Annotated in this window: 12 protein-coding genes and 1 pseudogene; 5 read left to right on the plus strand and 8 right to left on the minus strand. The window is 37.1% G+C overall.

What is annotated here, in order from left to right:
• Positions 1 to 123 precede the first annotated feature (123 nt).
• Positions 124 to 288, plus strand: a pseudogene (locus tag CWD90_RS23525) (sterol desaturase family protein); the annotation flags it as partial.
• Positions 289 to 458: 170 nt separating this feature from the next.
• Here the strand turns inward: CWD90_RS23525 and CWD90_RS21280 are convergent.
• The gene (locus CWD90_RS21280; protein ID WP_103478077.1) at positions 459 to 1,793 is read right to left on the minus strand and encodes a cryptochrome/photolyase family protein; all 1,335 of its coding nucleotides are present in this window, start codon (positions 1,791 to 1,793) and stop codon (positions 459 to 461) included.
• A 167-nt stretch (positions 1,794 to 1,960) separates the two neighbouring features.
• On the minus strand, positions 1,961 to 2,755 hold the full coding sequence (locus CWD90_RS21285; RefSeq protein WP_103478105.1) for a DUF2797 domain-containing protein: 795 nt from the start codon (positions 2,753 to 2,755) through the stop codon (positions 1,961 to 1,963).
• A gap of 272 nt (positions 2,756 to 3,027) precedes the next feature.
• On the opposite strand from CWD90_RS21285, the gene CWD90_RS21290 reads away from it, so the two are divergent.
• Both CWD90_RS21290 and CWD90_RS21295 read left to right on the plus strand, forming a co-directional pair.
• Positions 3,028 to 4,542: a GH3 auxin-responsive promoter family protein gene (locus CWD90_RS21290; protein WP_103478078.1), complete on the plus strand. Its 1,515-nt coding sequence runs from the start codon at positions 3,028 to 3,030 to the stop codon at positions 4,540 to 4,542.
• Positions 4,543 to 4,616: 74 nt separating this feature from the next.
• Positions 4,617 to 5,162, plus strand: a complete 546-nt coding sequence (locus CWD90_RS21295; protein ID WP_103478079.1) for a hypothetical protein — start codon at positions 4,617 to 4,619, stop codon at positions 5,160 to 5,162.
• A 59-nt stretch (positions 5,163 to 5,221) separates the two neighbouring features.
• On the opposite strand, the gene clpX is transcribed toward CWD90_RS21295, so the two are convergent.
• The 6 genes from clpX to CWD90_RS21325 form a co-directional block, all read right to left on the minus strand.
• Positions 5,222 to 6,457, minus strand: a complete 1,236-nt coding sequence (gene clpX, locus CWD90_RS21300; RefSeq protein ID WP_103478080.1) for an ATP-dependent Clp protease ATP-binding subunit ClpX — start codon at positions 6,455 to 6,457, stop codon at positions 5,222 to 5,224.
• Between the two features lie 97 nt (positions 6,458 to 6,554).
• A complete protein-coding gene (clpP, locus tag CWD90_RS21305; RefSeq protein ID WP_103478081.1) occupies positions 6,555 to 7,235 on the minus strand; it encodes an ATP-dependent Clp endopeptidase proteolytic subunit ClpP in 681 nt (226 codons plus the stop codon).
• A 142-nt stretch (positions 7,236 to 7,377) separates the two neighbouring features.
• Entirely contained in the window at positions 7,378 to 8,700 is a 1,323-nt protein-coding gene (gene tig / locus CWD90_RS21310) for a trigger factor (RefSeq protein ID WP_103478106.1), read from the minus strand.
• Positions 8,701 to 8,798: 98 nt separating this feature from the next.
• Positions 8,799 to 9,149 (minus strand): phage holin family protein, encoded by a 351-nt coding sequence (locus CWD90_RS21315; RefSeq protein ID WP_103478082.1) that lies wholly within the window; start codon positions 9,147 to 9,149, stop codon positions 8,799 to 8,801.
• A 158-nt stretch (positions 9,150 to 9,307) separates the two neighbouring features.
• Positions 9,308 to 10,075 (minus strand): alpha/beta fold hydrolase, encoded by a 768-nt coding sequence (locus CWD90_RS21320; protein WP_103478083.1) that lies wholly within the window; start codon positions 10,073 to 10,075, stop codon positions 9,308 to 9,310.
• Positions 10,075 to 10,788, minus strand: coding sequence for a pyridoxine 5'-phosphate synthase (locus tag CWD90_RS21325; RefSeq protein ID WP_103478084.1), 714 nt, complete (start codon positions 10,786 to 10,788; stop codon positions 10,075 to 10,077). Before CWD90_RS21325 ends, CWD90_RS21320 begins: the two co-directional genes overlap by 1 nt.
• A 292-nt stretch (positions 10,789 to 11,080) precedes the next feature.
• Between CWD90_RS21325 and CWD90_RS21330 the strand changes: the two genes are divergently transcribed.
• Together CWD90_RS21330 and CWD90_RS21335 are read left to right on the plus strand one after the other, a co-directional pair.
• Positions 11,081 to 11,737, plus strand: a complete 657-nt coding sequence (locus tag CWD90_RS21330) for a CBS domain-containing protein (RefSeq protein WP_103478085.1) — start codon at positions 11,081 to 11,083, stop codon at positions 11,735 to 11,737.
• A 5-nt stretch (positions 11,738 to 11,742) separates the two neighbouring features.
• The gene (locus CWD90_RS21335) at positions 11,743 to 12,624 is read left to right on the plus strand and encodes an NAD kinase (protein ID WP_103478086.1); all 882 of its coding nucleotides are present in this window, start codon (positions 11,743 to 11,745) and stop codon (positions 12,622 to 12,624) included.
• Positions 12,625 to 12,655 lie beyond the last annotated feature (31 nt).

A 12,655-nucleotide genomic window follows, 5' to 3' on the forward strand; every position in this document is an offset into this window, starting at 1 on the left:
ATGCGAATGAAGAGGTAATTAAGAAATACCTCCAAAACCAGGGAAAATCTCAATATAGCGTGATACATAAGAATCAATTACGTTTATTTTGATACCTCGATGGCTCTGCCTCGAGGTAGTTCATTACATGATGTGCTTATACACCATAGATTTAAATGGTTTAAGAATATTAAAAACAAATATTTACTGGCTTTGAGGAAAGCCCATAAAATTCATCATAAGAACATGGGTAAGCAAGATGGGGAATGTTTTGGAATGTTGATTGTTCCCAGAAAATATTTTAGGTGAAATTTAATACATTAAAGAAACTTCACTTACCTATATCACCTTTTTAAAATGGCGCATGAAGCTATTTATTTTTCATTCGAATTGGCGTATAGAATCTTAAGTTTCCATTTTGGAGTCAATAGTTATTGGTAGTTCCTTGCTACTGTTTAAATAGGTTGAAAATCCGAAGATTAAGCCTCAATTCCGCTTTTATAGGCTGCCAAGGCTCTTTCTCGCGCAAATTTATGCTCCACCACAGGATCTGGATATTCAAAGGAATCAAATTCTGGAATCCACTTCCTTACATATTTGTAATCCTTGTCAAATTTTTTTTGTTGCGAAAGGGGGTTGAAAATCCTAAAATAGGGAGCAGCATCACATCCTGTTCCTGCAGCCCATTGCCAATTGCCGTTATTGGAGGATAATTCATAATCCAATAATTTTTTAGCAAAATAGGCCTCACCCCAGCGCCAGTCGATCAGTAAATGTTTGCATAGGAAGCCCGCAGTAATCATCCTTACCCGGTTATGCATAAAACCAGTTTCATTAAGTTGCCTCATTCCGGCATCCACCATTGGGTAGCCAGTTTTTCCTTGGCACCATAGTTTAAACTCTTCCTTATTGTTTCTCCACTGAATATTGTTGTATTTAGCCCTAAAATTTCCTGTGACTACCTTGGGGAAATGAAAGAGTATTTGCATAAAGAATTCCCGCCATATCAATTCGCTTAAAAATACGGCATTATTTTTATCGATTTTGGCAATTAACTGCCTAATACTTATGGTGCCAAATCTTAAATGGGGACTTAAATAACTGGTAATATCATCATAAGGAAAATCTCTTTTATCTTTATAAAGATGGAGCTGTGACAAATCAAAGTCCTTTACTTCAATACCTGACTTTTTAAACCCAATGTCCTCCAAAGATATAGTAGGATAATTGGCTTTATAAAGATTGTTGAGCTTTGGATTCTTATGTTCTGTATAGTTCTCCTCATGGAATTTGGCCAACCATTTATTTTTATAGGGTGTGAAAACGGTATATGGTTCATTATTGCTTTTCAAAATTTCATTTTCTTCGAAAACTACCTGATCCTTATAACTAAAAAAAGTAATGCCTTTTTTGCTAAGCAATTGCTCAATTTCATTATCCCTAGCTATAGCATAGGGCTCATAATCCCTATTGCAAAATACATTAACAATATTAAATTTGGAAATCAACTGTAGCCATACGGCCTTTGGTTCTCCAGACAGGTATAGTATGTCCGAATCACGTGACTTTAAGGACTCTTTTATCTTTAGAAGTGATTGATGGATAAAACCAATTCGGGCATCATCCTTAGGTAATTCATTTAAAATATGGCGGTCAAAAATAAAAATGGGAAGTACAGGGAAGTTGAGGTCCAATGCCTTTGCCAGCGCTGTATTGTCCTCTATTCTTAGGTCACGTCTATACCAAAAAACAGAAATAGGTGTTTCGTCTTTGGATGAAGTTGTAACGTCTAGTTGGTCTTGATCTAGCAACATATCTTAGATGTATAAAAATTAATTTGAGGCTGCCTGCTTTACCTAAATATGAGTTTTTCCGATGTAAATCCAGGGGCCACTTTTTTTAAAGTAAATAAGAATTGAATTCCAAACACATACAATTTAATGGTTAATCCTTTAGTGTCTCCCGCCTTTTTAATATTTATCTACTTTACTTCCAGTCCTACAACATAACCCTCACTTCCCCTGATATTAAAGACTGTGTCGTCCTCAAAAATCAGGTACTGCCCCTTGATACCTGTTAAAACTCCTGAATAATTGGGTGTTTTGCCGAGGTTAAGACTTTTTACTTTTTTAGGATATTTTAATACTGGAAATTCTAGATGGGTTTCTGTATTACTTTCTATAAAATAGGGAGTTGCCTCATCTGGAATATATTGTTTTAATTTATTTCTATATTCCACCAAATTCTCATCGTCCACATCGTTGGTCAACATTTTTCGCCAATTGGTCTTGTCGCCAATGTGTTCTTTAAGTGCCACTTCGGTAATCCCGGCCAAATAACGATTGGGTACTTCAACTATTTCTAAGGCTTCATGGGCACCTTGATCTATCCATCTTGTAGGTACCTGCGACTTTCGGGTTACACCCACTTTAATGTTGCTGGAATTGGCAAGATAAACGATGTGCGGCTGTAATTGGACCTTTTTTTCATATTCCAAATTACGATCTTCCTTGTCCAAATGTGCAGTACTCAATTCTGGTCTCATGATCCAGTCCCCAGCGGTAGGAATTTCATAAAAACATGTTTTACAGAAGCCCTGCCTAAAAATAGGACGATCCTCTCCACAATTAAGACATTGGAATTTTACAAAGGAAATTTTAATTTCCTTGTTCAAAACCTGATTTAAGTTTAAAAAATCTCCCTCAAAGATTAAGTAATATTGAATAGGGTCTGCCAATTCGGTTTCCATTTTTCTTAAAACACCTTGATACTGCATATTTTTTTGCTTAACGTAAATTCTATTTGAATATGAATTCATTTAAAGCTATTTTTAGCTAATTAATCTAGAGCCTGTTTAAAAATTTATAATTAGTATTTTAAGAGATCATTTTTGCGCAGAATGAGGTATAATTTTTGAGGATAGCTGTAACTACGGTTCAAAATTTTAACGAAATATTGCACAAAAGGGGCATAAAAAACAATTGACGAATTCTTAAACAGGCTCTTAACCCAAAACCCTGCTTTAAATAGGGATAAAGATACCTAAAAATGCCAATACCATTATTCAATTCCATTGCTTCTTGGCTGTTGAAAAAGCGTTATCATCAGATAGAACTTTTTTTAAAGTACCCTGAGGAGGTACAGGATGAGGTATTGCACCAATTGTTGTCCTTTGCTGAGGATACGGAAATTGGAAGAAAGTACGACTTCGAATCTATCAACAACTATGAAACTTTTATAGAACGGGTTCCTATTGTTTCTTATGAGGAGTTTGAACCTATGATAGAGCGGTCAAGAAGGGGAGAGCAAAATATTTTTTGGCCAACTACCATTAAATGGTTTGCCAAGAGTAGTGGTACTACCAATGCCAAAAGCAAATTTATTCCTGTCAGTTCCGAAGCCTTGGAGGATTGTCATTATAAATCCAGTAAGGATTTGCTCTGTCTGTATTTAAATAATAATGAAAACTCGCAATTGTTTACAGGTAAGAGTTTGCGATTAGGGGGGAGTAAGGAACTGTATCAGGATAATGGTACCATTTTCGGGGATCTTTCGGCTATTCTAATAGATAATATGCCATTTTGGGCAGAATTGAGCAGTACACCAAGTAATAAGGTGTCGCTTATGAGTGAATGGGAGACTAAATTACAGGCGATCATAAAGGAAAGTGTTCAAGAGAATGTAACCAGTCTGGCAGGAGTGCCTTCGTGGATGTTGGTGCTTTTAAATAATGTCTTGGAGGAAACAGGAAAGGATCACCTTTTTCAGGTCTGGGAGAATTTGGAAGTGTACTTTCATGGCGGGGTTAGTTTTAATCCGTACAAGGATCAATATTCCAAATTATTGCCTCGGAAGAATTTCAACTATTATGAAATTTATAACGCTTCCGAAGGTTTTTTTGCCATTCAGGATAGAAATAATGCGGATGATCTATTGCTGATGTTGGATTATGGTATTTTCTACGAATTTATTCCAATGGATACCTATGGGACAAGTGAGCAGATTACTCTTCCATTATGGAAAGTGAGGGTAGATCAAAACTATGCGGTAATAATTACTTCCAATGCAGGGCTTTGGCGTTATAAAATTGGGGATACCGTGCGGTTTACCTCTACCAACCCCTATAGGATCAAAGTAACAGGTAGAACCAAACATCATATAAATGTATTCGGGGAGGAGCTCATTATTGAAAATGCAGAAGAAGCCTTGAAAACTATATGTAAAAAAACGGGATCAGAAATAAAGGACTATACCGTGGCACCTATATTTATGGAGGGTAAGGAAAAGGGTGCGCATGAATGGATCATAGAATTTCGTAAGCCACCTGAAGAATTGGCATATTTTACCGAATTTCTTGATAATGCTCTAAAATCTTTGAACTCTGACTACGAGGCCAAGCGTTATAATAATATTACTTTAAAGCTTCCCAAGGTGCATATTGCCAGACAAAATCTTTTTTATGATTGGCTAAAATCCAAAGACAAGTTAGGAGGGCAACATAAAATTCCACGATTATCCAATAAAAGGGACTACATCGAGGAATTGCTTCAGATGAACAAATAAATGAGGCTAAAACGGTCTTATTGTTCAACTTAGAGTTATCAAATGTTTCCCTTTAACTTTTTAAACTTTTTATTATGGCGAATAGATTAGTAATATTGTCCGATATGTGGGGATCTAAAAAAGGGCTATGGATTACCTCCTATTTAGGTTATTTACAGCAATATTATAATATAACCTTTTACGATTGTCAACATTTAGCCGATGTTAGTTTGGCGGTGGACTCTGCAGAAAATATACATAAGGAATTTATTGAAGGAGGTGTGGAAACAGCAGTGGCCCATTTACTAAAAAAAGAAAAGGAGCCCAGCCACTATTTGGCCTTTGGTATCGGTGGGACAATTGCATGGAAGGCAGCACTTAAAGGATTGCCAATGAAATCGTTATATGCGGTTTCAAGTACAAGGTTACGTCTCGAAAACGAGAAGCCAAAGGGTAATGTTCAACTACTTTATGGGCAAAATGATGAGTTTAGACCAACCAAGGACTGGTCTGGTCCAATTGGTGCAGATTTGGAAACTGTTAATAATTTTGGGCATGAGCTCTATACCGATGAGAAGATAATCAGTAAAGTGTGCCAAGATCTGTTGGCTAAGGTTATGCAAAAACAATACGTAGCCTGATAACCGGAATTTCTTCTATTTAGTAGGGAAAAATATAAATTAAAAAGCTAAAAGCAGTCTTACGAGACTGCTTTTAGCTTTTTAATAGTTTCAAAAGACAATTTCTCTTCGGCATAAGGTCTTGTTACCTTAAACTGTGTTTCATCAGTACTAGGAAACTCGAACATAGCATCTGTGAAAATAGCTTCGCACAGGGAGCGTAATCCCCTTGCGCCCAATTTGTACTCTATGGCCTTATCCACAATATAGTCCAATGCCTGATCTGTGATCTTAAAGGAAATGCCATCCATCTTAAACAATTTTTCGTATTGTTTTATAATGGCGTTCTTTGGTTCTGTTAAAATGGCTCTTAGCGTTTCCTTATCCAAAGGATTCATATGGGTAAGTACAGGTAATCTGCCAATAATCTCTGGTATTAACCCAAAATCCTTTAAATCTTTAGGGACTATGTATTGTAGAATATTATTGTTGTCTACCTTTTCTTCAGCTTTGGACGCGCTATAGCCTACGGCCTGCATGTTCAACCTTTTGGTGATGTGCCTTTCAATTCCGTCAAAGGCACCTCCGGCAATAAACAAAATATTTTCTGTGTTTACTTCTATAAATTTTTGATCCGGATGCTTTCTTCCTCCTTTTGGCGGTACATTTACTACGGTACCCTCAAGCAGTTTAAGAAGTCCTTGCTGAACGCCTTCTCCGGATACATCTCGGGTAATTGAAGGGTTATCGCTTTTACGAGCAATTTTATCAATTTCATCTATAAAGACGATACCACGTTCCGCCTTTTCCAAATTGTAATCCGCAGCCTGAAGTAAACGCGTAAGTATACTTTCCACATCTTCCCCTACGTAACCAGCTTCGGTAAGAACGGTAGCGTCAACAATGGCCAAAGGAACATTTAACATTCTGGCAATAGTTTTTGCCATTAGGGTCTTACCTGTCCCGGTTTGACCTACCATGATAATGTTACTCTTTTGGATTTCTATATCGTCTTCCTTGCTTTTTGGTTGTAGTAGTCTTTTGTAATGGTTGTAAACTGCAACGGACATTACTTTTTTGGTACGGTCTTGACCAATAATATACGTGTCCAAAAATTCCTTTATTTCCAAAGGTTTTTTTAATGTTAGCTCAGAGGAAAGGTCATTGTTCTTGGTCTGCTTGGATTCCTCCGCAACTATTCCATGTGCCTGCTCTATACAACGATCGCATATATGCGCATCAAGGCCCGCAATTAATAAATTGGTTTCTGGCTTTTTCCTACCACAAAAAGAGCATTCTAAATTTTCTTTTGCCATATCATTTTATCACTTTCAATAATAGTACCGAAAAAATCTACATTTTGGTTCATCCATAAGCGAAGGAACAGTGATTTTTCGATACTTTTAGTCGTCTCTAATCCTTATCCCTTACTAAGATCTCATCGATCATGCCATATTCCTTGGCTTCGTCTGCTTTCAGCCAATAATCCCTATCACTGTCATCACTGACTTTTTCAAGGGTTTGTCCTGAATGCTTTGCAATTATCTGGTACAATTCATCCTTAAGTTTTAATATCTCCCTAGCGGTAATCTCTATATCGCTGGCCTGGCCTTGTGCACCGCCAAGAGGTTGATGGATCATTACCCTGGAATGGGTAAGACCGCTTCGTTTTCCCTTCTCACCGGCACAAAGAAGAACAGCACCCATAGAGGCTGCCATTCCGGTGCATATAGTAGCTACATCAGGTTTTATGAACTGCATAGTGTCATAGATTCCTAAACCTGCATAAACACTTCCGCCTGGCGAATTGATATATATTTGTATGTCCTTAGTAGCATCTGTGCTTTCCAAGAATAATAACTGCGCTTGTACAATATTGGCAACTTGGTCATTGATTCCCGTTCCCAAGAAAATAATCCTATCCATCATTAATCGAGAGAAAACATCCATTGCCACGGCATTTAGCTGTCTTTCTTCTATAATGTTGGGAGTAAGGTTGGTGGGGTACATACTACTTAGAATAGTATCGTAATACATACTATTTATTCCCTGATGTTTAATAGCGTAGTTTTTGAATTCTTTCCCGTAATCCATATTTTTAATCAATAGTTTTTTAAGATAAAAAAAGTGTCGAAAATATACTCTTCGACACTGTAAATATACTTATTTTTAGTGAAACTTGATTTTAATAACTCCTATCTGGGCGGAATTAAAATGTAACCTTCAACTAATCCAATTACCCGTATACCTCCTTGACAAAGTCTTCGTAAGTAACTTCTTTTGGTTTTAAATTCGCCTTTTCTTTATAAAGGGTCAATAGTTTTTGGCTCATTAACTGCTCCGAAAGTCTTTTTACCTCATCTTGGTTGGAAAGGACCCGAGCTGCAATATTGTCCAATTCCTCCTCTTTAGGGTCTAGCTGTCCAAATTGTGCCATTTGTTGCTTTATAAAGCCTTTTGCAAATTCTTTAAGTTCATCAAACTGGATTTGAATCTCGTTTTCTTGGATGATTTTGCCCTCGATCAGTTGGTAGCGCAAACCTTTTTCTGACTTTTCAAATTCTTCGTTGGCTTCCTCTTCTGTCAATGGTTTTTCGCCCGTCGTCTGAATCCATTTGGTCAGGAATTCCGATGGAAGGTCAAATTTGATATTTTCTATAAAGTGTTCGGTAATGTCATTTAGCAACTTCTGATCGGACTGTTGCTCAAATTGCTTTTCTGAATCTTCTTTGATTCGTTCCTTAAGCGCTTTTTCCGTAGTGACGGTATCCTTGCCAAATAATTTATCAAAAAGCTCTTGGTCCAATTTTGCTGGTTCCTTTTCGTCTATTTCCTCAATGGTAAAAGTAACTTCGATGTCCAATTTTTCGGATTTTTCACCGTCTATACCTAAAGAACTACCCAATAGGTGATCTTCCTTGAACAACCCTTTTGTTTTAAGGGTGACCACGTCGCCAACTTTTTTGCCTAAAAGGCTTTCAAGTGCTTTTTTGCTTTTTATTTGTTCAATCTCGATAACGGTCTTGTTGTCTATTTCTTCCGCTTCGTTCTTGAAAACACCATTTACATCATCCTTTTTCCCAACTTCGGATTTGCTTATCAGTTTCCCGTATTGCTTTTGGATACGCTCCACTTGCTCATCGATCATTTTTTTACCGGCTATAATCTTATAGTGGGTAATGGCCTTTTTCGATTTAAGGTCAACATTGAAAGTGGGAGCTAGTCCCAATTCAAATTCAAACGCGAATTCTTCGGAATCCCAGTTAAAGTTGTCCTGTTGTTTTGGAAGTGGATTCCCTAGAACATCCAACTTTTCCTCTGTAAGGTATTTGTTGAGATTGTCTTGCAACAACTTATTTACTTCATCAACCAAAACTGCCTTTCCATATTGTTTCTTGATCAGTCCCATGGGTACCTGACCTTTTCTAAAACCTGGTATATTTGCCTGCTTTCTGTAGTCTTTTAAGATTGTTTCTACCTTATCGAAGTAATCCTCTTTGGTTACCGCAACTTTTACTACTGCATTTAAATCGTCAATCTGCTCTTTCGTGATGTTCATTTCTATATCTAATTTTGCTAAAATAAAATGGGATGCAAAAGTACTACATTTTCTAATCCCCAACAAGTTTTTAAATTACTGAATGTCAAAAAGGTAAACTAGATTTTTTTGTCATCATTTAGAAAAGAATAAAATATTGATTGTAGAAAGGAGAGTAAAAGGCTAAAAAGTAGTGCCCACCATATATTATTTACTTGAAAACCGCTAATAAAGTAGTCGGCCAAAAGGATGATTATGGCGTTGATAATGAGCAAGAAAAGGCCCAGGGTAAGGATGGTAACCGGTAAGGTTAGTATAACCAAAACGGGCTTTACTATAAAATTCAACAAACTTAGGACAATGGCAACAATAATGGCCGTAGTATAGGTGTCCACTCCAACGCCAGGTAATATGTTTGCTAAAATAACAACGGCTACTGCACTAAGGAGAATTCTTAAAATTAGATTCATAATTTTATTTTTTTAGGGGTTAAAAAAGGGTTGTGTGTTTTGGTATATTACCCTTAAAAGTAAACATTTATTTTCCGCTATAGAAAGAAGATTTTATTTAGGTCATGGTTAGGGTATTCATCGTGCTCCTAAATTTTATCCCGGAAAAACTTACGGCCCTATTTGATAAAGTGAAGGGATTTTTCATAAAATTGGGTTGGATTTTCCGCATGTAGCCAATGCCCTGCATTATCTATTGTTTCAATATGTGCCGAAGGGAAATGTCTTTTTATTACAGTTAGGTCATCCAATCCTACGTATTCTGATTTTTCTCCCCTTAAAAAAAGTGTTGGACCTGTGTATGTGTCTGTAGGACTAATGTTTTCACCAATTTCCTCCATTCGCTCACTTAAAACCTCTAGATTGAAGCGAAAACCCAAAACGCCCTTATCTTCCCAATACAGATTCTTTAATAAGAACTGGCGAATCCCGACATTTGTAATGTATTTGGATAGCTGCTCGTCCGCTTCATTTCTAGTTTTAATGGAGCGGATATCTATGGCATTAAGGCCGTTGACGATATCCTGATGATGTGGAGGATAGAATTTTGGGGCAATATCAGCTACCAGTAGTTTAGTTGTTAACAACGGGTAGCGACAAGCAAAAAGCATAGCAGTTTTTCCTCCCATGGAATGACCCAGTATGATGGCGCTAACCATATGATGGTGTGCCATGTACCGTTTTACGTCTTCTGCTAAGAGATCATAATTGAATTCATTGGAATGGAAACTTTTTCCATGGTTGCGTAAATCTAAAAGATGGACCTGAAAACCCTCCTCGGCATATTTTACACCCATCGATTTCCAATTGTCCGACATTCCTAAAAATCCATGTAGGATAATGATGGGAGAACCCTTTCCTAAAATATTAGAATGTAAAATTGGCATTACTTTAGCTTGTTTAGATACATATTAATTACATTTTCCAGACCCAGATATAGGGATTCGCATATTAGGGCATGGCCAATGGAAACTTCCAATAAGTGGGGGATATTTTCCTTGAAGTATTTTATATTGTCCAAGCTCAGGTCGTGCCCCGCATTTAGTCCCAATCCCAATTGATGCGCCACTTTGGCCGCTTCAGTAAAAACAGTTACCCCGTTCTTGTTTCCCTTGGCGTACTCATGGGCATAACTTTCAGTGTATAGTTCAATCCGGTCGGCCCCGGTTAGGGCAGCTCCTTCGATCATTTTAATATTGGCATCGACAAAAATGGAAGTTCTGATTCCGTTATTTCTAAATGTGGTAATAACCTCTTTTAAAAAGTCCCTGTGCTTAAGGGTGTCCCAACCGGCGTTGGAAGTTATAGCGTCAACGGCATCCGGTACAAGGGTTACTTGTGCTGGTTTTACTTCCAAGACCAGATCTATAAAAGAGCGTATAGGATTGCCTTCAATGTTGAATTCGGTTTGGACCACTTTCATTAAATCCCGGGCATCTTGGTATTTAATATGTCTTTCATCTGGCCTAGGATGTATGGTTATTCCCTGTGCTCCAAAATCTTCAATATCTTTGGCTACTTTTAACAGATTTGGTACGTTTCCGCCACGTGAATTTCTTAATGTTGCAATTTTATTTACATTAACGCTAAGCTTTGTCATATCACTTTAGGGTATTAAAAAAAGCAAAAATACAAATTAGGCATACCTTTTGTAGTTTTTATGATGAAAGAATTCGATTCTGTATACTTACTTTGGCATTTGGCGACATAATTGTAAATAATGTTTAGGAAGGTATCTTAAGCTTGCGAAAAGTGCAGAGTTTAGCGTATTGGTAATTAATGGGGAAGGATTTTTAATAGCCTGTAAAAGTTAAGTCCATTAAACAATAATACTTCGGAAGGATAGGGTTCTTAGAAATTTTTATTAGTATTTTGCGTTATAATATGAAGTTATGAATATTCAAAACAACATAATTGCCACATTGCCGATTTTTAAAGTAGGTGATTCCTTGAAAAAAGTGATCAAATTCTTTAAGGACTCGACCTATTCCCATATTGCTGTGGTGGAAGAGAATTTTTTTATTGGAGTTTTGGATGAAAAAGATCTGGATAATTATGAAGCGGATAAAAAGATAGAGGATTACCGGTATAACTTGGAAACCTTTTTTGTGCGAAAAGAATCTTCTTGGTTAGATGTGTTGGCGGTATTCTCCAAAAATGAGGCTAACCTTTTGCCTGTTCTTGATGAGGAAGGCTTGGTGATAGGTTATTACGATTTAATAGATATTGTGGATGAATTTATAGATACACCCTTTTTTACAGAGCCCGGGGGTATCCTAGTTTTGGCGAAAGGTGTAAAGGATTACTCTTTTAGTGAAATTGCTCAAATTGTTGAGAGTAATAACGTTAAAGTTTTAGGAGGGTTTATTACAGATATTCGCAATGATGTTATTCAGATTACCATTAAAATAGGTAGCACGCATTTAAATGAAATTATACAATCTTTTAGAAGGTATAACTATACCATACTATATGGTAATAACGACGATCAATTTATTGAGGATTTAAAACAAAGGTCTGATTATCTGGATAAATACCTAAATGTTTAACTCCTATGAAAGTTGCCATTTACGGACTTACCTGCCAGAACAGTGCCTTGGATTATATTGTAGAGTTATTGGACGAACTTCACAAGGAAAATGCACAAGTTTTTTTTGAAAAAGATTTTTACAGCCTAATAATGGCCAAGAGGAATGTGGGTGAATTTCCCATATTCACTGATTCTAAGGGATTGGATGCCACTTTTGATATGTTTGTCAGTTTTGGTGGGGATGGTACAATATTAAGGGCGACGACCTATGTTCGTGATCTTGGAATACCTATAGTAGGGGTAAACACCGGTAGACTGGGTTTTTTGTCCACATTTAGGAAAGAGGATGCGCGGAAGGTGGTCATGGAATTTGTATCAGGCGCCTATACTGTTGTAGAGCGAAGTTTGGTAGAGGTGAGTGACAAATCCAATATTCCCGAATTTAAGACATTGAACTTTGCGCTGAATGAGATTACGGTAAGCAGAAAAGATACTACTTCCATGATTACGGTAGAAACGCACCTTAATGATGAATATCTGACTTCTTACTGGGCCGATGGCCTTATCGTTGCTACCCCAACTGGATCTACAGGTTATTCCCTTAGTTGTGGTGGCCCAGTTATTGCACCTACGGCAAAATCGTTGGTACTTACTCCAATTGCACCCCATAATCTTAATGCGAGACCATTGGTGATTGCTGATGACACCCTTATAAGGCTTAAAGTTTCCGGAAGGGAAGAAAGTCACTTAGTGTCTCTTGACTCTAGAATTGCAACAGTGGCAAGTGGAAAGGAGATTTTTATTAGAAAGGCGCCTTTTACAATTAAAATGATCGAATATACTTCCGAAAGTTTTCTAAAAACACTGCGAAATAAATTATTGTGGGGCGAGGATAAGCGGAATTGATTGTTTTTGGAGTGACAATAAAAAAGAACAA

Origin of the sequence: Arenibacter catalasegens (genome assembly GCF_002909235.1) — a bacterium.
Lineage (GTDB): Bacteria > Bacteroidota > Bacteroidia > Flavobacteriales > Flavobacteriaceae > Arenibacter > Arenibacter catalasegens.

Bases quoted from the DNA above. Each gene is read 5' to 3' on its own strand.
- CWD90_RS21285 (WP_103478105.1), bottom strand. From the start codon at position 2,755: ATGCAGTATCAAGGTGTTTTAAGAAAAATGGAAACCGAATTGGCAGAC.
- CWD90_RS21315 (WP_103478082.1), bottom strand. From the start codon at position 9,149: ATGAATCTAATTTTAAGAATTCTCCTTAGTGCAGTAGCCGTTGTTATT.
- CWD90_RS21320 (WP_103478083.1), bottom strand. From the start codon at position 10,075: ATGCCAATTTTACATTCTAATATTTTAGGAAAGGGTTCTCCCATCATT.
- CWD90_RS21335 (WP_103478086.1), top strand. From the start codon at position 11,743: ATGAAAGTTGCCATTTACGGACTTACCTGCCAGAACAGTGCCTTGGAT.
- clpP (WP_103478081.1), bottom strand. From the start codon at position 7,235: ATGGATTACGGGAAAGAATTCAAAAACTACGCTATTAAACATCAGGGA.
- CWD90_RS21290 (WP_103478078.1), top strand. From the start codon at position 3,028: ATGCCAATACCATTATTCAATTCCATTGCTTCTTGGCTGTTGAAAAAG.
- CWD90_RS21280 (WP_103478077.1), bottom strand. From the start codon at position 1,793: ATGTTGCTAGATCAAGACCAACTAGACGTTACAACTTCATCCAAAGAC.
- CWD90_RS21295 (WP_103478079.1), top strand. From the start codon at position 4,617: ATGGCGAATAGATTAGTAATATTGTCCGATATGTGGGGATCTAAAAAA.
- CWD90_RS21330 (WP_103478085.1), top strand. From the start codon at position 11,081: ATGAATATTCAAAACAACATAATTGCCACATTGCCGATTTTTAAAGTA.
- clpX (WP_103478080.1), bottom strand. From the start codon at position 6,457: ATGGCAAAAGAAAATTTAGAATGCTCTTTTTGTGGTAGGAAAAAGCCA.
- CWD90_RS21325 (WP_103478084.1), bottom strand. From the start codon at position 10,788: ATGACAAAGCTTAGCGTTAATGTAAATAAAATTGCAACATTAAGAAAT.
- tig (WP_103478106.1), bottom strand. From the start codon at position 8,700: ATGAACATCACGAAAGAGCAGATTGACGATTTAAATGCAGTAGTAAAA.